The organism is Roseitalea sp., assembly GCF_984466335.1.
Window position 1 is genome coordinate 1 of the sequence record NZ_CFIFWG010000029.1, and the last position, 22922, is coordinate 22922.

Annotated in this window: 23 protein-coding genes and 2 tRNA genes; 7 read left to right on the forward strand and 18 right to left on the reverse strand. The window is 65.7% G+C overall.

Going from position 1 to position 22922, the window contains the following annotated elements; all coding sequences use genetic code 11:
- The 12 genes from nuoG to AC5E6L_RS04470 all read right to left on the reverse strand — a co-directional run.
- Window positions 1–1897, reverse strand: a 1897-nt coding sequence (gene nuoG, locus AC5E6L_RS04415; RefSeq protein ID WP_491771542.1) for an NADH-quinone oxidoreductase subunit NuoG, incomplete at its 3' end; no start/stop codon positions are given.
- Window positions 1898–2251: 354 nt separating this feature from the next.
- Entirely contained in the window at window positions 2252–3127 is an 876-nt protein-coding gene (locus tag AC5E6L_RS04420) for a helix-hairpin-helix domain-containing protein (RefSeq protein ID WP_491230260.1), read from the reverse strand.
- A gap of 206 nt (window positions 3128–3333) precedes the next feature.
- Window positions 3334–4638: an NADH-quinone oxidoreductase subunit NuoF gene (nuoF, locus tag AC5E6L_RS04425; protein WP_491230259.1), complete on the reverse strand. Its 1305-nt coding sequence runs from the start codon at window positions 4636–4638 to the stop codon at window positions 3334–3336.
- Between the two features lie 5 nt (window positions 4639–4643).
- Entirely contained in the window at window positions 4644–4877 is a 234-nt protein-coding gene (locus AC5E6L_RS04430) for a hypothetical protein (RefSeq protein WP_491771545.1), read from the reverse strand.
- A 7-nt stretch (window positions 4878–4884) separates the two neighbouring features.
- The gene (gene nuoE, locus AC5E6L_RS04435; RefSeq protein ID WP_491771547.1) at window positions 4885–5814 is read right to left on the reverse strand and encodes an NADH-quinone oxidoreductase subunit NuoE; all 930 of its coding nucleotides are present in this window, start codon (window positions 5812–5814) and stop codon (window positions 4885–4887) included.
- Entirely contained in the window at window positions 5814–6377 is a 564-nt protein-coding gene (locus AC5E6L_RS04440) for a Uma2 family endonuclease (protein WP_491771549.1), read from the reverse strand. Before AC5E6L_RS04440 ends, nuoE begins: the two co-directional genes overlap by 1 nt.
- Entirely contained in the window at window positions 6377–7567 is a 1191-nt protein-coding gene (locus tag AC5E6L_RS04445; RefSeq protein ID WP_491771551.1) for an NADH-quinone oxidoreductase subunit D, read from the reverse strand. The genes AC5E6L_RS04440 and AC5E6L_RS04445 overlap by 1 nt, the downstream gene beginning before the upstream one ends.
- A 43-nt stretch (window positions 7568–7610) precedes the next feature.
- Window positions 7611–7982 (reverse strand): four helix bundle protein, encoded by a 372-nt coding sequence (locus AC5E6L_RS04450; protein ID WP_491771553.1) that lies wholly within the window; start codon window positions 7980–7982, stop codon window positions 7611–7613.
- Window positions 7983–8012: 30 nt separating this feature from the next.
- Window positions 8013–8621, reverse strand: coding sequence for an NADH-quinone oxidoreductase subunit C (locus AC5E6L_RS04455; protein ID WP_491771555.1), 609 nt, complete (start codon window positions 8619–8621; stop codon window positions 8013–8015).
- Window positions 8622–8655: 34 nt separating this feature from the next.
- Window positions 8656–9234 carry a NuoB/complex I 20 kDa subunit family protein gene (locus AC5E6L_RS04460; protein WP_491771557.1) on the reverse strand — a complete coding sequence of 193 codons (579 nt, stop codon included), beginning with the start codon at window positions 9232–9234 and terminating at the stop codon, window positions 8656–8658.
- Window positions 9225–9590 carry an NADH-quinone oxidoreductase subunit A gene (locus AC5E6L_RS04465; RefSeq protein ID WP_491228686.1) on the reverse strand — a complete coding sequence of 122 codons (366 nt, stop codon included), beginning with the start codon at window positions 9588–9590 and terminating at the stop codon, window positions 9225–9227. The genes AC5E6L_RS04460 and AC5E6L_RS04465 overlap by 10 nt, the downstream gene beginning before the upstream one ends.
- Window positions 9591–9934: 344 nt before the next feature.
- Window positions 9935–10011: transfer RNA gene (locus AC5E6L_RS04470), tRNA-Asp, on the reverse strand.
- Between the two features lie 195 nt (window positions 10012–10206).
- Between AC5E6L_RS04470 and AC5E6L_RS04475 the strand changes: the two genes are divergently transcribed.
- Window positions 10207–10282, forward strand: a tRNA-Val gene (locus AC5E6L_RS04475).
- Between the two features lie 211 nt (window positions 10283–10493).
- On the opposite strand, the gene AC5E6L_RS04480 is transcribed toward AC5E6L_RS04475, so the two are convergent.
- From AC5E6L_RS04480 to AC5E6L_RS04500, 5 genes are all read right to left on the reverse strand, one after another.
- Complete coding sequence (locus AC5E6L_RS04480) at window positions 10494–10769, reverse strand: HU family DNA-binding protein (protein ID WP_491228685.1); 276 nt, start codon at window positions 10767–10769, stop codon at window positions 10494–10496.
- Between the two features lie 248 nt (window positions 10770–11017).
- The gene (lon, locus tag AC5E6L_RS04485; protein ID WP_491228684.1) at window positions 11018–13447 is read right to left on the reverse strand and encodes an endopeptidase La; all 2430 of its coding nucleotides are present in this window, start codon (window positions 13445–13447) and stop codon (window positions 11018–11020) included.
- A gap of 192 nt (window positions 13448–13639) precedes the next feature.
- Complete coding sequence (clpX, locus tag AC5E6L_RS04490) at window positions 13640–14923, reverse strand: ATP-dependent Clp protease ATP-binding subunit ClpX (RefSeq protein WP_491228683.1); 1284 nt, start codon at window positions 14921–14923, stop codon at window positions 13640–13642.
- A gap of 252 nt (window positions 14924–15175) precedes the next feature.
- Complete coding sequence (locus AC5E6L_RS04495) at window positions 15176–15811, reverse strand: ATP-dependent Clp protease proteolytic subunit (RefSeq protein ID WP_491228682.1); 636 nt, start codon at window positions 15809–15811, stop codon at window positions 15176–15178.
- A gap of 368 nt (window positions 15812–16179) precedes the next feature.
- Window positions 16180–17466, reverse strand: a complete 1287-nt coding sequence (locus AC5E6L_RS04500; protein ID WP_491228681.1) for an O-acetylhomoserine aminocarboxypropyltransferase — start codon at window positions 17464–17466, stop codon at window positions 16180–16182.
- 255 nt (window positions 17467–17721) lie between these two features.
- Here AC5E6L_RS04500 and AC5E6L_RS04505 point away from each other — a divergent pair, with 255 nt between their 5' ends.
- The 5 genes from AC5E6L_RS04505 (at window position 17722) to argC (ending at window position 21457) form a co-directional block, all read left to right on the forward strand.
- Window positions 17722–18174, forward strand: coding sequence for a PaaI family thioesterase (locus tag AC5E6L_RS04505; protein WP_491228680.1), 453 nt, complete (start codon window positions 17722–17724; stop codon window positions 18172–18174).
- Between the two features lie 209 nt (window positions 18175–18383).
- Window positions 18384–18845 carry a 50S ribosomal protein L13 gene (rplM, locus tag AC5E6L_RS04510; protein WP_491228679.1) on the forward strand — a complete coding sequence of 154 codons (462 nt, stop codon included), beginning with the start codon at window positions 18384–18386 and terminating at the stop codon, window positions 18843–18845.
- 5 nt (window positions 18846–18850) lie between these two features.
- On the forward strand, window positions 18851–19342 hold the full coding sequence (rpsI, locus tag AC5E6L_RS04515) for a 30S ribosomal protein S9 (protein WP_491771562.1): 492 nt from the start codon (window positions 18851–18853) through the stop codon (window positions 19340–19342).
- 134 nt (window positions 19343–19476) lie between these two features.
- Window positions 19477–20427, forward strand: a complete 951-nt coding sequence (speB, locus tag AC5E6L_RS04520) for an agmatinase (protein WP_491771564.1) — start codon at window positions 19477–19479, stop codon at window positions 20425–20427.
- 100 nt (window positions 20428–20527) lie between these two features.
- Window positions 20528–21457, forward strand: coding sequence for an N-acetyl-gamma-glutamyl-phosphate reductase (gene argC / locus AC5E6L_RS04525; protein ID WP_491228676.1), 930 nt, complete (start codon window positions 20528–20530; stop codon window positions 21455–21457).
- On the opposite strand, the gene AC5E6L_RS04530 is transcribed toward argC, so the two are convergent.
- Window positions 21454–22572, reverse strand: a complete 1119-nt coding sequence (locus tag AC5E6L_RS04530; protein ID WP_491228675.1) for a COX15/CtaA family protein — start codon at window positions 22570–22572, stop codon at window positions 21454–21456. The two genes, argC and AC5E6L_RS04530, sit on opposite strands and share 4 nt — an antisense overlap.
- 146 nt (window positions 22573–22718) lie before the next feature.
- On the opposite strand from AC5E6L_RS04530, the gene AC5E6L_RS04535 reads away from it, so the two are divergent.
- A partial coding sequence (locus AC5E6L_RS04535; RefSeq protein ID WP_491771567.1) for a DUF2842 domain-containing protein occupies window positions 22719–22922 on the forward strand: 204 nt, incomplete at its 3' end.

The window sequence follows — 22922 nt, forward strand, 5'->3', positions numbered from 1 at the left end:
TCGCGGCGAGGTGGGGATGGGCTTCGAAAAGCCTGCCGCGCAACTGGGCGAGCGAATCGAACGGCAGCCTGCGGCCGATCACGTCGGACAGCGCCCGCAGGATCGCCCAGTCCTCCTTGGCGTCTCCGGGCGGGAAACCGGCGCGGTTGGCCATCTGCACGCGGCCCTCGGTGTTGACGTAGATCGCAGACTTTTCCGTATAGGCGGCCGCCGGCAGGATGATGTCGGCATGGTGGGCGCCGATGTCGCCATGGGTGCCGATATAGACGGTCGTCGCGCTCGCCTTGCGGGCGCGCAGGTCGATCTCGTCTGCGCCCAGAAGGAACAAAATGTCGGTCTCGGCGACCATTTTGGCCGCCGGCAGGCCGCCCTCGCCCGGCACGAAGCCGATGTCGAGCCCGCCCGCGCGGGAGGCGGCCGTGTGCAGGACCGAAAATCCGTTCCAGTCGCCGGTCAGCGCGCCGACCCGGTCGGCCAGCGCGGCGGCAAGGCCGAGCACCGCACGGCCATCGCCGCGCGCCAGGGCGCCCTGCCCCACAATGATCAGCGGCCGCCCGGCCTTCTTCAGCGTGCCGGCGAACTTATGCTTGCCGTCGGCCAGCGCCTTCAGCGTTTCGGGCCCCGCGCCCAACGGCTCGTAATCGTAGCGCAGATCGCCCATATCGCCGATCACGCCGATCGGGATCGGCGCGGCGCGCCACGCCTTGCGGATGCGCGCGTTCAGGACCGATGCCTCGAAACGCGGATTGGCGCCGACGATCAGGATCGCATCTGCGTCCTCGATGCCGTCGATCGTCGCGTTGAAGACGTAGCCGGCGCGGCCGAGCGCGGGATCGAGCGCGGCGCCGTCCTGCCGGCAATCGATGTTGGCCGAACCGAGACTCTCCATCAGCGCCTTGAGGGCGAACATCTCCTCGACGCCGGCCAGATCACCGGCGATCGCGCCGATCGCCTCGCCCGCCCTGCCGTCGAGCGCCGTCTTGATCGCACCGAACGCTTCGCCCCAACTTGCGGGCTTCAGCTTGCCGTCCGCGCCGCGCACATAGGGCCGGTCGAGGCGCTGGGTGCGCAGCCCGTCCCAGACGAAGCGCGTCTTGTCGGAGATCCACTCCTCGTTGATCGCCTCGTTGACGCGCGGCATGATGCGCATGACCTCGCGGCCGCGCGTGTCGAGGCGGATCGCCGAGCCGACCGCGTCCATCACGTCGACCGATTCGGTCTTGGCCAACTCCCAGGGCCGCGCCTGAAAGGCGTAGGGGCGCGAGGTCAGCGCGCCGACCGGGCACAGGTCGATCACATTGCCCTGCAATTCGGACGTCATGGCCTGTTCGAGATAGGTCGTGATCTCGGCGTCCTCGCCGCGGCCGATCAGGCCCAGTTCGGAGATGCCGGCGACCTCGGTCGTAAAACGGACGCAGCGGGTGCAGTGGATGCAGCGCGTCATGATCGTCTTGACCAGGGGGCCGATATACTTGTCCTCGACGGCGCGCTTGTTTTCCTGGAAGCGCGAGGAATCGATGCCGTAGGCCATCGCCTGGTCCTGAAGATCGCACTCTCCGCCCTGATCGCAGATCGGGCAGTCGAGCGGATGGTTGATCAGCAGGAACTCCATGACGCCCTCGCGGGCCTTCTTGACCATCGGCGTGTTGGTGAACACCTCCGGCAGCTGGCCCTCGGGGCCGGGACGCAGGTCGCGCACGCCCATGGCGCAGGAGGCGGCCGGCTTGGGCGGGCCGCCCTTCACCTCGACAAGGCACATGCGGCAATTGCCGGCGATCGACAGGCGCTCATGATAGCAAAAACGCGGAATCTCGGCGCCGGCCTCCTCGCACGCCTGCAACAGCGTGTAGTGGTCGGGAACCTCGACTTGCTTGCCGTCAACCTTGATCAGGGCCATGTGCGCCTTCCATCCTTTCGCTCGCTTGTCTCACGCGCAATGCCGGATTTGCCACAGCTTGACGTGCGGCAGATGCGCCCAATGGAACGCCCGGTCCGTATTGCCGGCCCGGTCCGAATGGTCAAGACGTTCGCGCGCTTGCTCGGGCGAAGGCCGGCGACCATCCTCGGGCAACGGCATCGGGAAGCTGCGCGATGCGCCCATGGCGCACGATGCGGGGCCTGGCCGACCCATCGAAAAATCCTCCGTTCCGTCTCCGGCCTCGTTTCGTCGCGGGCCGGCTCTCCGGTGGCGCTCGGTCACGAACGCCGGCACCATACCCATGAGGCGCGCCGCGCCGCATGCCGTTTGCCGCTATTTGCGCCCCCCGGCAAGGCGGGCGGCCTGGCCTATCCAGTCGTCGCGAACGATCCGGCCCTTGAACTGAAGATAATCGTCCAGCCAGGCGATTTCCTCGGCCGTCCATGCGGCGATCTGCTTGTGTGTCCAGATGCCCAGCCCGTTCAGCACGCTCTCAAGCTTCGGTCCGACGCCGGATATCCGCTTGAGATCGTCGGGCCTTGCGGGCTTTTGCATCCTGCGCGGCTGCCTGAAGTCCTCGGGCATCACCTCGGCCGCCGTGGCCGACCCTCCGGGCCGGGCGGTCACAATGGCCGCGACCGGCTCCGCAGCGGAGGCACAGGCAGGCGCAGGCGGAGCGACCCCGACGGCGGGTTCGGGCTTTGCCGCCGGAGCGGCGATCGGAGCGAGGGCGGGCACCGCCCTTTCCTGCGGCGCGGCGGTTTCCTCGGCGGCGAAAGCCCATTCGAACTTGAGCGGATTGGTCACATCGGCGCCGGGCGGTGCGAACGGCGAGGCATCGCGCGTCGCCTTGTGCATGCGCACGGCGGCGTCCATCATGCCGGTGGCGGTCCCGAACATGGCGCCCGCCACGTGGCTCGCCGCGCCCATGGAAACGGCGGCGGCGGCGGCCATGGCGCCCATCGGATGGACGGCCAGGTTCGGCAAGCCCTCAAAGCCGGGAACGGCCTTCATCATCGCTTTCATGTCGGCCTCGCATGCGCCGATGTCCTGGAAGGGCGCCTCGGCAAAGGGCGGCATCGGCGGCGTACCCATGGCGCGCATGAAGGTCTCGGCGGTCTTCTGAAGCGGCTCCATGCCCGGCACGAGGGCAAGGAAGGGGTTCTCCCTGGCCTGCGGACTCATCCAGTTTTCTGCGAACGGAAACATCGACATCCCTTTCTCGTCAGTGTCGCGTGTGACCGCCGTTCCGTGGTGCTTCCCCTTACCCTGACATCTGCGACAAGCGTGGCGTCCGGGGGACCGGCAGGGCCTTTGTCTATGCCTTCAAGGTCGGACGGCGCGCCGTGTCTTCGGCCAGACGGGGCGCGAGTCGGATCCTTGTGCTGCATTGCAGCATAAATCACGGCGAAATGCTACTCCGCCGCTTCCAAAACCGGCCTGGATCGGTGCGAATTTCGCGAGAATTCGTCGATGCGCCTTTCGATCTCGGGCCGGAAATGGCGGATCAGACCCTGGATCGGCCAGGCGGCGGCATCGCCCAGCGCGCAGATGGTGTGGCCTTCCACCTGCTTGGTCACATCGAGCAGCATGTCGATCTCGCGCTTCTGGGCGTTTCCGACAACCATGCGCTCCATGACGCGCCACATCCAGCCGGTTCCCTCGCGGCAGGGCGTGCACTGGCCGCAGCTCTCATGCTTGTAGAAATAGGAAAGCCGCGCGATGGCTTTGACGATGTCGGTCGACTTGTCCATCACGATCACCGCGGCCGTGCCCAGACCCGATTGCAGGGCGCGCAGGGAATCGAAGTCCATCGGACAGTCGATAATGTCCTCGGCCGGGCAGAGCGCCACGGACGAGCCGCCCGGAATGGCGGCGAGCAGATTGTCCCAGCCGCCGCGCATGCCGCCGCAATGGCGGTCGATCAGTTCGCGGAACGGGATCGACATCTCTTCTTCGACCGTGCACGGCGCGTTGACGTGGCCGGAGATGCAGAACAGCTTGGTGCCCGTGTTGTTCTGCTTGCCGAGCCCTGCGAACCATCCCGCCCCGCGGCGCAGGATGGTCGGCGCGACGGCGATCGATTCCACGTTGTTGACCGTGGTCGGACAGCCGTAAAGGCCGACATTGGCCGGGAACGGCGGCTTCAGGCGCGGCTGACCCTTCTTGCCCTCCAGGCTTTCGAGCAGCGCGGTCTCCTCGCCGCAGATATAGGCGCCGGCGCCGTGATGGACATGGATGTCCATGTCCCAGCCGCACTTGTTGCCCCTGCCCAGAAGGCCCGCGTCATAGCATTCGTCGATGGCCGCTTGCAGCGCCTCGCGCTCGCGCATGAACTCGCCGCGCACATAGATGTAGGCGACATGGGCGTTCATGGCGAAGCCGGCGACGACGCACCCCTCGATCAGCGTGTGCGGATCGTGGCGCAGAATGTCGCGGTCCTTGCAGGTGCCGGGCTCGGATTCGTCGGCGTTGACGACCAGATAGTGCGGCCGCTCGCCCACCTGCTTGGGCATGAACGACCATTTCAGGCCCGTCGGAAAGCCCGCGCCGCCGCGCCCACGCAGACCGGACGCCTTCATCTCCGAGATGATCCAGTCGCGGCCCTTGTCGATCAGCGCCTTGGTGCCGTCCCAATGGCCGCGGCCCATCGCGCCCCTGAGCGAGGTGTCGCGCAGGCCATAGATGTTGGTGAAGATGCGGTCCCTGTCAGCGAGCATGGTTCCTATTCCGCTGGTTCGCCGATGATATCGAGGCGCTTTTCGATGCGGTCCAGCCGGCTTTCGACACCGCCCATCCGCGATAGCAAGGCATTCAATTCGCCCTGTGACGCATTCTGGTGCAGGCGCGCGGCAATCAGTTCTTGCTTGATGTCCCGCCGGCCGGTTTCGAGCCCGCCCAACCCGCCCTGAACGCCCTTGACAGCCCCATATATAAGTTCGTTTGTCACGTCTGCCATCGCCGCCTCACTTGGGCTTTCTGCCGAAGACACGGATATATTCGTCCACGCCGCCCTTGGCCAAGGCTTTCGCCTGCCCGGCCCAGTCGTCGCGCTCGATCCGGCCCCTGAACTTGAGGTGGTCGTCGACCCATTGGCGCTCGGCCCCGCTCCATCCGGCGACCTGGGCGAAGGTGTAGACGCCAAGGCCGTGCAGCTTTTCCTCAAGCTTCGGGCCGACGCCCGAGATCAGCTTCAGATCGTCCGGGCTGGTGGGCCTTTCGACGGCGGCCGGCCGGTTCCCGTCATCGGCTAAAGGGGTGGCGCCGGGCGCGCCGGCGGTCCCCTCCCCGTCCAGCAGGCTGGTCGGCCCGGTGACGGGCGCGGCGAAGACCCGGTCGATCTGCGGGCCGGGCGCGATCTGCCCGCCCCTTCCGGCCTCGAACGCGTCGATGATCTCCTCAAGCCTTTCGGGCGTCAGGTCCTCATAGGCGTCGCGCCCGATCATCACCATGGGCGCGTTGACGCAGGCGCCCTGGCATTCGACTTCTTCCCATGACAGCGTGCCGTCGGCGTTGCGATGGAACTGGCGGTCGTTGATCCTGCGCCGGCACACCCTGATCAGATCTTCCGCCCCGCGCAGCATGCAGGGCGTCGTGCCGCAGACCTGGACATGCGCCCGCGTTCCCACCGGCTGAAGCTGGAACTGGGTGTAGAAGGTGGCGACCTCCATGACGCGGATCAGCGGCATGTCGAGCATGTCGGCGACATGCTCGATCGAGGCCTTGGTGACCCATCCCTCCTGTTCCTGGGCGAGCATCAGCAGCGGGATCACCGCCGATTGCTGACGGCCCTTCGGGTATTTCCCGATCCATCTCCTGGCCTCGGCGGACCGCTGGCGGTCGAACTTGAAGCCCTCGGGCTGGATCACGTCATCGGCTAGGCGGCGTACGGACATCAGGCATCACCAAACAGGTCTGAAACGGAGATTTCAATGCCGGGCGGGGAGAGCGCGATCGTTCCTTCGCTGACGATGCGCGTGTCGAGCCTGTCGGGCTGATCGGTCCGGCTGAAATGAACGGCGCGGCGCCCGACCGGATCAACGAGCAGATAGTGTCGAACCGACGGCACCATGAAATATTCGGCCAGTTTGTGGTTCTCATCCCGATAGGCGCTCGACGGCGAGACCACTTCCACCAATATGACCGGCTCTTCAAGGACAGCGCTGTCGAGATCGAACGGCACGCACTGTACGGCGGCATCGGGCAGGCGCACCGTATGCTTGTCGATAACAACCGTCATGCCATCGGGAAAAACCCGACATTGAAGACCAGCGCGCGCAATTGCATCCTCAAGGGCCCTGGCGGTCGCGTGTTTGGACAGGGCGTGACGCGCCCTCTCGGCGGCCATTTCAACCGGCTCACCGTTCTCCAGCTCAAATCGCCTGTCACCTTGTTGTTGCGCCCAGACCATGAAGTCCGATGCGCTCATAGTGGCCCGCTTGGCCGAAACCGCCGTCATCACCGGTCCACCTCGCCGAACACGATGTCGAGTGAACCCAGAATGGCCGAAACATCGGCCAGCATGTGGCCGCGACACAGAAAGTCCATCGCCTGCAAATGGGCAAAGCCCGGCGCGCGCAGCTTGCAGCGATAGGGCTTGTTGGTGCCGTCGGCGACCAGATAGACGCCGAACTCGCCCTTGGGCGCCTCGACGGCCGCATAGACCTGGCCGGGCGGCACCTTGTAGCCCTCGGTGTAGAGCTTGAAATGATGGATCAGCGCTTCCATCGAGCGCTTCATCTCGCCGCGCTTGGGCGGCACGATCTTGCCGTCCGTGTTGGAGACCGGCCCCTGCCCGCCGGCGCTCGCCAGCTTGTCGACGCACTGGCGCATGATGTGGGCGGACTGGCGCATCTCCTCCATGCGGATCAGATAGCGGTCGAAGCAGTCGCCGTTCCTGCCGATCGGGATCTGGAACGCCATCTCGTCATAGCATTCATAGGGCTGCGACCGGCGCAGATCCCATTTCGCGCCCGAGCCGCGCACCATCACGCCCGAAAAACCCCAGGCCCAGGCATCGTCCAGATCGACCACGCCGATATCGACGTTGCGCTGCTTGAAGATGCGGTTGCCGGTCAAGAGCCCGTCGATCTCGTCGACCACCTTCAGGAACGGGTCGATCCAGTTGCCGATATCCTCGATCAGCTCGGGCGGCAGGTCCTGATGCACGCCGCCGGGCCGGAAATAGGCCGCGTGCAGGCGCGCGCCGCAGGCCCGCTCGTAGAACATCATCAGCTTCTCGCGCTCCTCGAACCCCCACAGCGGCGGGGTGAGCGCGCCGACGTCGAGCGCTTGCGTCGTGATGTTGAGAAGGTGCGACAGGATGCGCCCGATCTCCGAATAAAGCACGCGGATGAGTTGGCCGCGCCTTGGCACCTCGATCCCCAGGAGCCGCTCGACCGCAAGGGCAAAGGCGTGCTCCTGGTTCATCGGCGCCACATAGTCGAGCCGGTCGAAATAGGGCACGGCCTGAAGATAGGTCTTGGCCTCGATCAGCTTCTCGGTGCCGCGGTGCAAAAGGCCGATATGCGGGTCGACGCGCTCGCACACCTCGCCGTCAAGCTCCAGCACCAGCCGCAAGACGCCGTGCGCGGCCGGATGCTGCGGGCCGAAATTGATGTTGAAGTTGCGGACGTTGTGTTCGGTCATGGGGTGTCGGTCGTGGTTCGTCGATCGTTGGTCGTGGCGCGGCTCATTTCAGCGACACCTTCCTTATCAGCGCGCCGAGCATTCGGCCAATGTCATCGGTCTGCCCGAGGATGCGCGCACGATCGATATCGCTTGCGATACCGACACGACCCGCGATCAAAAAGAGCGTTTCCAGCTCTTTGAGCGAACCCTGTGCAATCCTCAAAAACTGAGCAAAACTACCTTGTGAGCCGCGGCCGAAGCCTTCGGCGATGTTGGAGGGCACCGAGACGGCGGCGCGTCGGGCCTGGCTGGTGAGCCCGAATTGCTCAGAGCCCGGAAACCCTGCCGTCACCTTATAAACATCCGCTGCGAGTTCCATGGCCATCTGCCAAACCCTCAGGTCCCGATAGGATTTGATCGGGCCATCATTCATACAACCGACGACCAACGAACAACGACCGACTCATTCGCTTCTCTTCTCATCCCCCGGCAGCACATAGTCCGTGCCCTCCCACGGAGACAGGAAGTCGAAATCGCGGAACTCCTGGCGCAGGCTGACCGACTCGTAGACGACGCGCTTGGCCTCGTCGTCATAGCGCACCTCGACAAAACCCGTCAGCGGGAAGTCCTTGCGCAGAGGGTGGCCCTCGAAGCCATAGTCGGTCAGAAGCCGGCGCAGGTCCGGATGGCCGGTGAACAGGATGCCGTAAAGGTCATAGGCCTCGCGCTCGAACCAGTTGGCGCCCGGATAGACGCCCGTCGCCGAGGGAACCGGCGTCTCCTCGTCGGTCATCACCCTGACGCGCAGGCGCTGGTTCAGCGTCGGGCTGAGCAGGTGGTAGACGACGTCGAAGCGCCTGTCGCGCTCGGGATAGTCGACGCCAGAAAGGTCGATGAACGAGACGAACCGGGCCTGCATGGAATCGCGCAGCCGGGTGAGCGTGGCGATGATGTCCTCGATGCCGACGGTTATCGTCAGCTCGCCATGGGCGATCGCGGATTCATGGCCGATGTCGCCCAGCGTGTCCGCGACCGTGCTCGCCAGATCCTCAAGGTTCTCAAGCGTGGCCATCAATGGCTTTCCCGTTGTGCCGCCCGCGCCGCGATCAGCGCTCGATCGTGCCGGTGCGGCGGATTTTCTTTTGCAGGAGCAGGATGCCGTAGAGCAGCGCCTCGGCGGTCGGCGGGCAGCCGGGCACATAGATGTCGACCGGCACGATGCGGTCGCAGCCGCGCACGACCGAGTAGGAATAGTGGTAATAGCCGCCGCCATTGGCGCAGCTTCCCATCGAGATGACGTAGCGCGGCTCGGGCATCTGGTCGTAGACCTTGCGCAGCGCAGGCGCCATCTTGTTGGTCAGCGTGCCGGCGACGATCATCACGTCGGACTGGCGCGGGGAGGCGCGCGGAGCCACCCCGAAGCGCTCGGCATCGTAGCGCGGCATGGAGGTGTGCATCATCTCCACGGCGCAGCAGGCCAGGCCGAACGTCATCCACATCAGCGAGCCGGTGCGCGCCCAGTTGATCAGCTCATCGGTGGAGGTGACCAGAAAGCCCTTGTCGGCGAGTTCGTTGTCGATCTCGCCGAAGAAGGAATCGTCGGCGCCGACAGGCTTGCCCGTGCTCGGGTCGACGCCCCCCCTGGGCTTCGGGGCGACCAGGGTCTGACTGTCGCTCAATCCCATTCCAGCGCTCCCTTCCGCCATTCATATATGAAGCCGATGGTCAAAACGCCAAGAAAAACCATCATCGACCAGAAGCCGAACATGCCCAGTTCGCCGAACGAAACCGCCCATGGGAACAGAAAGGCGACTTCGAGATCGAAGATGATGAACAAGATCGCCACAAGGTAGAAGCGCACGTCGAACTTCATGCGCGCGTCATCGAACGCGTTGAACCCGCACTCATAGGCGGACAGCTTCTCCGGGTCCGGGCTCTTGTAGGCGACGATGAACGGCGCAACCAGCAGGGCCGCCCCGATTCCGAGGCACACGAGCAGGAAGATGATGATCGGCAGATAGGAGGCGACGACGGCTTCCATGCGCAAATCCCCGAATTTGATTTCGGGCGCTGTAGCCCGATCTGTCGCGGCGCGCCATATGGCCGTTGGCCGCATGGGGCCGAGGGCGGGCGCGCTCCTTTGTATGGGAGGCAGTTATCGCCTCGCGCGGGCCGGCGCAAGGGCCGCAGCGCCCATTCCCGCCGGCGTTGAGGGCGCGGTGACGCCCAATGGCGCCATCGAGCTTGCGCGCCGCACGAACATCCCGGTGCGGGGCGGCCCGCCCACTATGGCGATCCTTTCTCCCCGCTGCCCGCCGCCGCCGGCTCGCTTGGATGGATCGGACGCCTCGGATGGTTGATCTTAGTTGATTTTCCTACAGCAAGTGGCGCGAGTGACGGGGCTCGAACCCGCGACCTCCGGCGTGACAGGCCGGCACTCTAACCAACTGAGCTACACCCGCACTTGCTGGCGACCGGCATGGCCGGCGTCGGGCTGACTTAAGTCGAAGCGATTGGGGTGTCAAGCGGCGGCGGCGATTGTCCTCGATCGCAGGAAAGCGCCGCGCCGGCCGGCCGGCGCGGCGAACACCCGTTGACCGAATGCTTGCAAGGCACGGCGATGCGGACTAGATCGAGCGTGGGCCGAAAGGCCACGGGGGCGATTAGCTCAGCCGGTAGAGCGCTTCGTTTACACCGAAGATGTCGGGAGTTCGAGTCTCTCATCGCCCACCATTTCTGCTTGCGCGTTGCCGCCCGACCGCCCTGACCATCATGGCCATGGGCAAACGGTGCGCGATCCGACGGATGGCACGCGGAAGATATGAGCGAACCGATGATGGTCGCGGCGCGCGGCCCGACAATGCACACGAACGGGTGCGCGAACGCGCCCCGCTGTCGCCCGCGCAAGAGGGGGCGGGGTGAAAAAAAGCCCCGCCTTGCCGGATCAGCCGTTGACGGCGTCCTTGAGCGCCTTGCCGGCGGAGAATTTCGGCACGCGCTTGGCCGGAATGTCGACGGGCGCGCCGGTCATGGGATTGCGCCCCGTCGTTGCGGCACGCTGCTGGACGACGAAGTTGCCGAAGCCGAGCACGCGCACGTCTCCGCCGGACTTGAGCGTCTCGGTGATGGTGGCGAACACGGCATCGACCGCCGATGCGGCTTCGCCCTTGCCCAATCCGGCCTTGTCTGCGACCGCGGCGGCCAGTTCATTCTTGTTCATGGGTTTCTCCCCTCAGTCAGAATTGTCTGGCACCGACGCGAATCGGCGACAAGTGCACAGTGAAGCGACACTAGCGGGAATTTGGGCAATTCCTAAGCCATTGGGCGCCAAACAATCGCCAAATGCCCGAATTCAACATGAAATCACACCTATAGGGCGAGCGGCATCCGGACGCGGTGCTTCCGCCGACCGGCAGGAGGCGCCGCCGGAACGGCGCCCTCGCCATTTTCGACCCGAACGGGGGCGGTTCAGTGGGCGACGCTGGGAACCGGCGAGCCCGACGAAGCGATGGCGGCGGCGGCCATCCTTTCGTCTTCCTCGGTCCACTCGATCGGCTCGGGCCGGCGGGTCATGGCATGATCGAGCACTTCGCCGACGTGACTGACGGGCACGATCTCCAGTGCGCTTTTGACATTGTCGGGAATGTCGGCGAGATCCTTGGCGTTGTCCTGCGGGATCAGAACCTTGGTGATGCCGCCACGCACCGCCGCCAGAAGCTTCTCCTTCAGCCCGCCGATCGGCAGCACCCTGCCCCGCAGCGTGATCTCGCCGGTCATGGCGATGTCCTTGCGCACCGCAATGCCGGTGAGCACCGAGACGATCGCGGTGGCCATGGCGATGCCCGCGGAGGGGCCGTCCTTGGGCGTTGCGCCCTCGGGTACGTGCACATGGATGTCGCGCTTGTCGAACACGGGCGGTTCGATGCCGAAATCGATGGCCCGGGACCGGACATAGGACGCGGCCGCCGAAATCGACTCCTTCATGACGTCCTTAAGGTTGCCGGTCACGGTCATTTTGCCCTTGCCGGGCATCATGACGCCCTCGATGGTCAACAGTTCGCCGCCGACCTCGGTCCAGGCAAGACCCGTGACGACGCCCACCTGATCCTCCTGGTCGATCTCGCCGAACCGGAACTTGGGCACGCCCAGATAATCGGCCAGATTGTCCTCGGTGACCACGACCGAGGCGACCCCGGAGCGCAGGATTTCGGTGACCGCCTTGCGCGCCAGCTTCATCAGTTCGCGTTCGAGGCTCCGCACGCCCGCCTCGCGGGTGTAGAGTTGGATGATCTTGCGGACCGCCCGCTCGTCGACCTCGAACTCGCCCTTCCGGAGGGCATTGTCGCGGATCGCCTTGGGCATCAGGTGGCGTTCGAGGATCTCGACCTTCTCGTCCTCGGTATAGCCGGCGATGCGGATGATCTCCATCCGGTCCATCAGGGGCGGGGGAATGTTGAGCGTGTTGGCCGTGGTGATGAACATCACGTTCGACAGGTCGTACTCCACTTCCAGATAATGGTCCATGAAGGTGTTGTTCTGCTCGGGATCGAGCACTTCGAGCAGCGCCGAGGATGGATCGCCGCGGAAGTCCATGCCCATCTTGTCGATCTCGTCGAGCAGGAAGAGCGGGTTGGATTTTCCAGCCTTCTTCATCGACTGGATGATCTTGCCCGGCATCGAACCGATATAGGTGCGTCGGTGGCCGCGAATCTCGGCCTCGTCGCGCACGCCGCCCAGCGCCATGCGCACATATTCGCGCCCCGTCGCTTTGGCGATCGACTTGGCGAGCGACGTCTTGCCGACGCCGGGCGGGCCGACCAGGCACAGGATCGGACCCTTGAGCTTCTTCTGGCGCTTCTGGACGGCCAGATACTCGACGATCCGCTCCTTGACCTTCTCAAGGCCGTAATGGTCGGCGTCGAGCACCTCCTCGGCCAGCTCCAGATCGTATTTGATCTTGGATTTCCTGCCCCACGGGATCGACAGCATCCAGTCCAGATAGTTGCGCACGACGGTGGCTTCGGCCGACATCGGGCTCATCTGCTTGAGCTTTCTGAACTCGGCGTCCGCCTTTTCGCGGGCTTCCTTGGAGAGCCTGGTCTTGCCGATGCGCTCTTCCAGTTCGGCCAGTTCGCCCTGACCGTCCTCGCCGTCGCCCAACTCCTTCTGGATCGCCTTCATCTGCTCGTTCAGATAGTATTCGCGCTGCGTCTTCTCCATCTGGCGCTTGACGCGGCTGCGGATGCGCTTTTCGACCTGGAGGACGGAGATCTCCGCCTCCATGTGGCCGAGCGCCTTCTCCAGCCGGTCCTTGATCGGCAGCGTTTCGAGGAGTTCCTGCTTGTCGCCGATCTTGACGGCCAGGTGCGAGGCCACGGTGTCGGCCAGCTTGGAATGGTCTTCGATCTGGGAGACCGCGCCGACGACGTCGGGCGAAATCTTCTTGTTGAGCTTGACGTAATCCTCGAACTGGGCGACCACCGAACGGGCCAGCGCGGCGACCTCGACCTCGTCCTCGTCGGGCGTTTCGACCGGCACGGCGCGCGCTTCAAGATAGGCCTGGTTCGGCGCAAAACCGTCGATGCGGACGCGCTCGACGCCCTCGACCAGCACCTTGACCGTGTTGTCGGGCAGCTTGAGCAGTTGCAGGACGTTGGCGAGCGTGCCGGTGGTGTAGATCGCATCGGTCGACGGATCGTCCTCGCTGGCGTCCTTCTGCGTTGCGAGCAGGATCTGCCGGTCGTTCTCCATCACCTCCTCAAGGGCGCGGATCGATTTGTCGCGTCCCACAAAGAGCGGCACGATCATGTGCGGGAAAACGACGATGTCGCGCAGCGGCAGAACGGCATGGAGCCCGCCCTCACCGCCCGCAATCGTCTTTTCGTTTGCATGTGTCATGCGTCTGGTCCTTTCGAGGCCTTGCGGCCGCTTGCGGCTTTTCGCCGGATTGGCCGCCGTACCGCAGTCCCGGCGGCGGGTTCAACGCATCGGCGTCCGCCCTTAATTGGCGCCCGCGGGCGACCATTTCAACCGGCGCGACGGGCCCGGGCGCGCTCCCGAACGGGCCATACACAGGCCAAGCCGGACGCCTCATGCGCTCTCGGCGGTCTGCGCCTCCTCGTCCTTGTCCGAGTAGATGTAGAGCGGCCTTGCGCCGCCGGTGACGACCTCGTCGGAAATCACCACCTCGCGCACGCCTTCGAGCGCGGGCAGCTCGAACATGGTGTCGAGCAGGATCGTCTCCATGATCGAGCGCAGGCCGCGCGCGCCGGTCTTGCGCTCGATCGCCTTGCCGGCGATGGCGCGCAACGCGTCCTCGTGGAACGTCAGGTCGACATTTTCCATCTCGAACAGGCGCTGATACTGCTTGACCAGGGCGTTCTTGGGCTCGGTCAGGATCGACACGAGCGCATCCTCGTCGAGATCCTCCAAGGTCGCCAGCACCGGCAGGCGGCCGACGAACTCCGGGATCAGGCCGAAGCGCAGCAGATCCTCGGGCTCGACCTTGCGGAACAATTCGCCCGTCTTGCGCTCCTCGGGCGCCTCCACCGAGGCGGCGAACCCGATCGAGGTGTTGGTGCCGCGATCGGCGATGATCTTGTCGAGGCCGGCGAACGCGCCGCCGGATATGAACAGGATGTTGGCGGTGTCGACCTGAAGGAACTCCTGCTGCGGATGCTTGCGCCCGCCCTGGGGCGGCACCGAGGCGACGGTGCCTTCCATGATCTTCAAAAGCGCCTGCTGGACACCCTCGCCCGACACGTCGCGGGTTATGGAAGGGTTGTCGGACTTGCGGGAGATCTTGTCGATCTCGTCGATATAGACGATGCCGCGCTGGGCGCGCTCGACATTGTAGTCGGACGCCTGAAGCAGCTTGAGGATGATGTTCTCGACATCCTCGCCCACATAGCCCGCCTCGGTGAGCGTGGTCGCGTCGGCCATGGTGAATGGCACGTCGATGATGCGCGCCAGCGTCTGGGCGAGCAGCGTCTTGCCGCAGCCGGTCGGGCCGATCAAGAGGATGTTGGACTTGGCAAGCTCCACATCCTCGTTCTTTTCGGCGTGCGCCAGGCGCTTGTAGTGGTTGTGGACGGCGACCGACAGGATACGCTTTGCGCGGCTCTGGCCGATCACGTAATCGTCAAGCACGCCGAGGATCTCCTGCGGCGTTGGCACGCCCTCCTTGGACTTGGAGATCGAGGACTTGTTCTCCTCGCGGATGATGTCCATGCAAAGTTCGACGCATTCATCGCAGATGAACACGGTCGGCCCGGCGATCAGCTTGCGAACCTCGTGCTGGCTCTTGCCGCAAAATGAGCAATAGAGCGTGTTCTTGGCGTCCCCGCCGCCTCCGCTCGATGAAACCTTGCTCATGCTCAATCCTTTCCTGCGCCGAAACGGTGCCGGTCCTGACGTTCCGGCCTCAAAGGGCGCATCGCACACGCCCGACGGAACGCAGCGCGGGCACCATAAACACAAGAAACGCCGACAAAACCCAACCCTTCGAATCATCGAAGGCTAAGGCGGCCCTTGTCAACAACGCCTTAACGCCGCCCATAGCCTAGCGTGCCACGCGGCAAGAGCAAATCGAAAATGCGGCCGGCGCGCGCCGGACGATGACGACCGTCATTGGCCCTTGGCTTCGGCTTCGGTCGCCTCGCGCGACGACATCACCCGGTCGATCAGGCCGAAATCCTTGGCCATGTCGGCGGTCATGAAATTGTCGCGCTCAAGAGCGCCCTCGATGGTCTCATAGTCCTGGCCGGTGTGGGCGACGTAGATTTCGTTGAGCCGCCGCTTGAGGCTTTCGACCTCCTTGGCGTGGATCATGATGTCGGTCACCTGCCCCTGATAGCCGCCCGAGGGCTGATGGACCATCACACGCGCATTGGGCAAGCAAAAGCGCGTGCCCTTGGCGCCGGCGGTCAGAAGCAGCGAACCCATGGAGGCGGCCTGGCCGATGCAAAGGGTCGAAACGGCCGGCTTGATGAACTGCATGGTGTCGTAGATCGCAAGGCCCGAGGACACCACGCCGCCGGGCGAGTTGATGTACATGGCGATCTCTTTTTTCGGATTGTCCGCCTCCAGCCACAAAAGCTGGGCGCACACAAGGGAGGCCATGCCGTCCTCGATCGGGCCGGTGATGAAGACGATGCGCTCCTTGAGCAGGCGCGAGAAGATGTCGTAGGCGCGCTCGCCCCGATTGGACTGTTCGACGACCATCGGCACGAGATTCATCGCGGTTTCAAACGGGCTTGGCATGGGTCACCTTTTCGGGAGCGGCGGCAATGAGCGGGAATCAGTGAAACTGTGAACCGTCTAGATAGGGCGCGCGCCAGGGGCCGTGCAAGGGCGTGCCCGCCATCGCGCGGATGGCACGGCGCGTGTCCTGGGGCCTGTGGGGGTTCAGGATTTGAAGTTCGCCACATTATTGGCGGCACATTCCTGAACGCGCTTCGAATCCAAAACCACACTTGATGCAATAAGTCGCTCGTGTCCTTTCGAATCCGAAGTCCGTCCTGAGCCCGCTGCCTTCATGGAACGAACTTCGGATTGGGGACACTCGCCCGTGCATCGGCGCGCCATGGCGACACCTCACCTGCACGGGTTCGAGCGGGCGGCGCGGCCGGTCAGCCGGCCTTGGCGAGCGCCTGGTCGATGTCGGCGATGATGTCGTCGACATTCTCGATGCCGACCGACAGGCGCACCACGTCGTTGCCCGCGCCGGCCGCCTCGCGCTGGGTGTCCGAAAGCTGGCGGTGGGTGGTGGAGGCCGGATGGATCACCAGCGAGCGCGTGTCGCCTATGTTCGCCAGATGCGAAAGAAGTTCCAGGCCCTCGACGAACCGGACGCCCGCCTCGTAGCCGCCCTTCAGCCCGAAGGTGAACACCGACCCGCCGCCCTTGGGCGCGTATCTGGTCTGAAGGTCCTTATAGGCGTCTCCCTCAAGGCCCGCATAGCGCACCCAGGACACCGCATCATGGTGCTTGAGATGTTTGGCGACCGCGTGGGCGTTGTCGCAATGGCGCTGCATGCGCAGCGGCAGGGTCTCAAGGCCGGTCAGGATCTGAAAGGCGTTGAAGGGCGAAAGGGCGGGGCCGAAATCGCGCAGGCCGAGCACGCGGCAGGCGATGGCGAAGGCGATGTTGCCGAGCGCCTCGTGCAGCACAACGCCGCCATATTCCTCGCGCGGCGCCGACAGCATCGGATAGTTGTCCGAAGCCGACCAGTCGAACGTGCCGCCATCGACGATGATGCCGCCCATGGAATTGCCGTGGCCGCCGATGAACTTGGTCAGCGAGTGCACCACAATGTCCGCGCCGTGCTCGATCGGCCGGATCAGATAGGGCGTCGCCATGGTGTTGTCGACGATCAGCGGCAGGCCGTGCCCGTGGGCGACCTTGGCGACCGCCTCAAGGTCGGTGACGACGCCGCCAGGGTTGGCAAGGCTCTCGACGAAAACGGCACGCGTTCTGCCGTCGATCTGCGCTTCGAGCTGGTCGAGATCGTCCATGTCCGCCCAGCGCACCTGCCAGTCGAAATTTCTGAACGCTTGGCCGAACTGGTTGATCGAGCCGCCGTAAAGGCGCGTGGCGGAGACGAAATTGTCGCCCGGCCGCATCAGCGTATGGAAGGCGAGAAGCTGGGCGGCGTGGCCCGAGGCGACGGCAAGCGCCGCCGTGCCGCCCTCAAGCGCGGCGATGCGCTCCTCCAGCACCGCATTGGTCGGGTTCATGATGCGGGTGTAGATGTTGCCGAACTCCTGCAAGCCGAACAGGCGCGCGGCGTGATCGGCATCGTCGAACACGAACGACGTGGTCTGATAGATCGGCGTGATTCGCGCCTTGGTGGTCGGGTCGGGCTGGGCGCCCGCATGGATGGCGAGCGTCTCGAAGCCAGGCGTGTGATCGGTCATGATGTGTGCCTCCCCTATGCGGTTTTCCTGATGGCCTTACCGACCTTATCGGCGAGGCCCGGCGCGAATGCAAAGCAGATTTTGCGCGGACCGATGCCGAGAACGGCGCCCGCGCCCGCATCCGCCTTGCATCGCGCCTCGGGCGAAATGGGCGGCCGTTGCGCTCGTCGCGCTTGTCTGCCCCGGCCGCGGCCGGCTAACCCGGTCGGACGCAACCCAGCCCGCTTGCGGGAACAAGCCGGAGGAAGCATTACGATGCCCCGACCCCTCGCCACCGTCATGACCGCCGAAGAGATCGAGGCGTTCATCGATACGCACTTCCCTCAGGTGCACATGGATGGCCGGGCGCTGACGCTGCGGGCCGTGGAGCCGGGCGCGGTCACCGTCCGGCTCGACACCGCCGATCGCCACCTGCGGCCCGGCGGCACGATTTCGGGGCCGACCCTGTTCACGGTGGCCGACCTGGCCGCCTATTACGCGATCCTGGCCCATCTCGGTCCGGTGGCGCTGGCGGTGACCACCAGCCTCAACATCAACTTCATGCACCGCGCAGCGCCCGGTCCGCTGACCTGCGTGGCGCGCATCCTCAAGCTGGGCAAGCGGCTCGCCGTGACCGAGGCGGCGATGAGCGACGAGGACGCAACGCTGGTCGCGCACGCCACGGCGACCTATTCGATCCCGCCGCGCACGGCCAATATGGTAAAATGATACCACATATTTAGGATGTTGTTTTCATTATGCTATTCCTGCCCTCTTCGCGGCAACCTGCTTGACATCCGCCCGCGCCTCGACTAAGGGGGCAGGCATGCGCGTGCCGGCCCGCCCCGCACGCCTGTTTTTTGGCGCCCCGCGCGACAATCCAAGCAACAAGAAAAGCCCGCCCGGTTTCCGGCGGGACCGAAACCAAGGACGAACCCATGCGGACCTTTTCGCAGAAGCCCGCCGAGGTGCACAAGAAATGGGTGATGATCGACGCCGAGGGCCTCGTGGTCGGCCGCCTCGCCACGATCGTCGCCTCGCGCCTGCGCGGCAAGCACAAGCCGACCTTCACCCCGCACGTCGATGACGGCGACAATGTCGTGGTCATCAATGCCGGCAAGGTTGTCTTCACCGGCAACAAGCGCGCCGAGAAGAAATATTACTGGCACACCGGCCATCCCGGCGGCATCAAGGAGCGCACGGCCGCCCAGTTGCTCGACGGCCGCTTCCCCGAGCGCGTCGTCGAAAAGGCCGTCGAGCGGATGATCCCGCGCGGCCCGCTCGGCCGCCGCCAGATGAGGAACCTGCGCGTCTATGCCGGCGCCGAGCATCCGCACGAGGCGCAAAAGCCCGAAACGCTCGACATTGCCGCGCTCAACCGCAAGAACAAGAAGGCCTGACATCCATGGCTGATCTCAACTCCCTCGAAGAGCTGGGCACGCTGGCCGCCGACGGCGACGCCGCGCCGGCGGTGCCCGAAGCGCCGGCCCATGTCCAGAAGCTGGACGCCCACGGCCGCGCCTATGCCACCGGCAAGCGCAAGGATGCGGTCGCCCGCGTCTGGCTACAGCCGGGCACCGGCAAGGTGACGGTCAACGACAAGGACATGTCAGCCTATTTCGGCAGGCCCGTCCTGCAAATGATCCTCCAGCAACCGGTGATCGCCGCCAACCGCGACGGCCAGTACGACATCACCGTCACCGTCAAGGGCGGCGGCCTGTCCGGCCAGGCGGGCGCGGTGCGCCACGGCATCTCCAAGGCGCTGACCCATTACGAGCCGCAACTGCGCCCGATCCTGAAGAAGGGCGGTTTCCTGACCCGCGACAGCCGCGTCGTCGAGCGCAAGAAGTACGGCAAGGCCAAGGCCCGCCGCAGCTTCCAGTTCTCCAAGCGCTGATCCGTCGGCATTTGGCGGAAGCGATCAGGCGGGGCTTCGGCCCCGCTTTTTTCGTGCCGGCATCGGCGATAGCATCGCCCCATGGAACCCTTCCCCCTCATGCTCGCTGAGCCAAGTCCACATCCGGCACGTCGATGACACGCAAGACGATCGATTCGGCCTTCACGTCCCAGACCCTGACCGGCGCCGCGCCCGAGCCGACCTATGCGGGGGCGCTGTCGTTCATGAGGCGGCGCTTCACCAAGGTGCTCGACGGGGCCGATGTCGCCATTGTCGGCGTGCCGTTCGATGCGGCGACCTCGAACCGGCCCGGCGCGCGCTTCGGCCCGCAGGCGATCCGCCGCGCATCGGCGATCATGGACAATGATCCGCAATACCCCTTCGCGCGCGACCTGTTCGAGACGCTCGCCGTGATCGACCATGGCGACCTGCTGTTCGACATGGGCCACATCGCGCAGGTTCCGGCGGCGATCGAAGCGGCGGCCGCCCGGTTCGTCGATGCCGGCGTCTTCCTGCTGGCGCTCGGCGGCGACCATTTCGTCACCTGGCCGCTTCTGAAGGCCCACGCGGCCAGGCACGGCCCGCTCGCTCTCGTCCAGTTCGACGCCCACCAGGACACCTGGCCCGACGACGGCGCGCGGATCGACCATGGCACGTTCGTGGGCCGGGCCGTGCGCGAGGGCATCGTCGACCCCGACCGGTCGATCCAGATCGGCATCCGCACCCATGCGCCCGACGATTTCGGCATCGCGATCCTGTTCGGCCACGATCTTGAGGAGATGGGGGCCGCCGACATCGCCAACGCGATCCTCACACGCGCCGGCGGCGCGCCGGCCTACATCACCTTCGATATCGACTGCCTCGATCCGGCCTTCGCGCCGGGCACGGGCACGCCGGTGGCGGGCGGACCGTCGAGCGCCAAGATGCTGGGCGTCCTGCGCCTGCTGAGGCGCCTCGATCTGGTCGGCGCCGATGTGGTGGAAGTCGCGCCGGCCTATGACCATGCCGATATCACCGCCATTGCCGGCGCCAGCGTGGCGATGCATTATCTCGGCCTTGTCGCCGCGCGCAGGAGAGATGGGTAAGGTGTTGACGCAAGCGCTTGTGAAGATGATTCAAGGGCCTTGCGCATCGAGTCGGAAACCGACGGCAAGCCTCTGACATGTAACGGGTTTTAAAGCTCCAATGACGGCGAAGATATTCATTGACGGCGAGCATGGCACGACCGGCCTGCAAATCCGCGACCGCCTGGCCGCGCGCGACGACATCGCGCTTCTGTCGATCGCCGAGGCGGATCGCCGCGACGCCGGCAGGCGCGCCGCGCGCCTGCGCCAGGCCGATATCGCCATCCTGTGCCTGCCCGACGATGCGGCGCGCCAGGCCGTCGCGCTGGCGGGCGAGGCCGGCACCCGCTTCATCGACGCCTCGACCGCGCACCGGACCGACCCCGATTGGGTCTACGGCTTCGCCGAGGCCGAACCGGGCCAGGCCGGCCGTATTGCCAGCGCACGGCGCGTCTCCAATCCGGGCTGCTACCCGACCGGGGCGATCGGCCTTCTCAGGCCGCTCGTGCTCGCCGGCATCCTGCCCGCCGGCCATCCGGTGACGATCAACGCCGTCTCGGGCTATTCGGGCGGCGGCAAGGCGATGATCCGGCAGATGGAGGACCAGGCCGCCAAGGACCGGATCGCCGCGCCCTTCTTCGCCTATGCGCCGGGGCTCAGGCACAAGCATGTGCCGGAGATCATGGAACGGTCCGGGCTGACCGCGCGGCCGATCTTCACCCCGTCCGTCGGCCGGTTCCCGCAGGGCATGCTGGTGAGCGTGCCGCTGTTCTCGGCGCACCTTGAGGACGCGGCGTCGATGGAAACCGTGCACGCGGTGCTGGAAGCCCATTATGCCGGTCAGGATGCGGTCGAGGTGGCACCGCTCGACACCGCGGGCTCGCAGGCACGGATCGAGGCGACCGAAATGGCCGGCACCGACCGCATGAGGCTCCATGTCTGCGGCACGCCGGGCGACGGGCGGATGAACCTGGTCGCCTCGCTCGACAATCTGGGCAAGGGGGCCGCCGGCGCCGCCGTGCAGAATCTCGACCTGATGCTGGCCGGTTAGACATGCAGGTGCCTGCGCCCGTCGGCGAGCGGCAGCGGGCCGGCCATGGCGCGCCAGTGGGCGACCGCGAACGCAAGCGTGAGGAACGCGGCGGCCTGGTGCAGCAGCGCCCAGAAGAGCGGCACGACCATCACCAGGGTGACGATGCCGATCATCGCCTGGGCGACGACAAGCGCCAGCAGCACGGCCGCGCGGCGCGCATGGGTCGAACCGGGCGCCCGGCGCCGGCACGACCAGGCATGGGCCGCCACCGCCGCCAGCAGGACATAGGCGCCCATGCGATGGGCGAACTGGACGATGGCCGGGTTCTCGACCCAGTTGCGCCAGCCGAGCGCAGGCTCCCACATGATGGCGGGGAACAGGCCCCCGTCCATCAGCGGCCATTCGTTGAACACCCAGCCCGCATCGAGCCCGGCGACGAGCGCGCCCAGATAGATCTGTGCGAAGACCAGGCCCGCCAACAGGCCCGCCCAGCGGCTCGACCGCGCCGTCGGCTTCAGGTCCTGCGCGTGCGGCGCAAGGCCGCGCGCGGTCCAGACGATCCATCCAAGGATCAGCGCCGCCATGCACAGATGCACCGCCAGCCGGTGGTGGCTGACGTCGACGCGCTCGGTCAGGCCCGACGAGACCATCCACCAGCCGATGAAGCCCTGAAACCCGCCGAGCGCCAGAAGCCCGAGCAGGGGCGGCTTGAGACGACGGTCGAGCCGGCCGGTCAGCCAGAAGAAGGCGAGCGGCAGGGCGAACACCAGGCCCAGAGCGCGCGCGAGCAGCCGGTGGCCCCATTCCCACCAGTAGATGAACTGGAACTGGGCCATCGACATGCCGCGATTGACGAGTTGGTATTCGGGAATCTGCCGGTAGCGTTCGAGCTCCTGCTCCCATTGGGCCTGGGTGAGCGGCGGGACGACGCCGTGGATCGGCGCCCATTCGGTGATCGACAGGCCCGAATCGGTCAGCCGCGTCGCACCGCCGACGGTTACGAGCACCAACAGGACCAGCCCGGTCATGTAAAGCCAGCCGCGCACGAGCGCCCGGTCGCGCAGTTCGGCGTCCGGGGCGGCGGCGCGCCTTGCGACTGCCGTCGGTTCAGCCAGATCGGTCGCGGCGGCCATGTCCCTGCCCCCAAATTGGAATGCCGCGCCTGATTGCAGATCGGCCGGCCGGGTTCAAGTGCCGCTTTGCCGCAGCACCGCCCCGTCGGCCGGGCTTGGCACGGCGCGCGATCGTGCTAGATCGCCATCGGGATCAAGGAACGCCAATGCCCTACCGGCTCAAGAAATTCATCGGCATGGTGCTGCTGGTCGCGCTGGTGATCGTCTACGCGCTGGTCGCGATGGCGATCGCCTCGGCACGGCTCGCCGAGAGCGCCTGGTATGTGCACCTGGCCTTTTTCGGCCTTTCGGGCGTCTTGTGGGTGCTGCCGGCCATGGCCATCATCTGGTGGATGGAGCGCCGGCCCAGG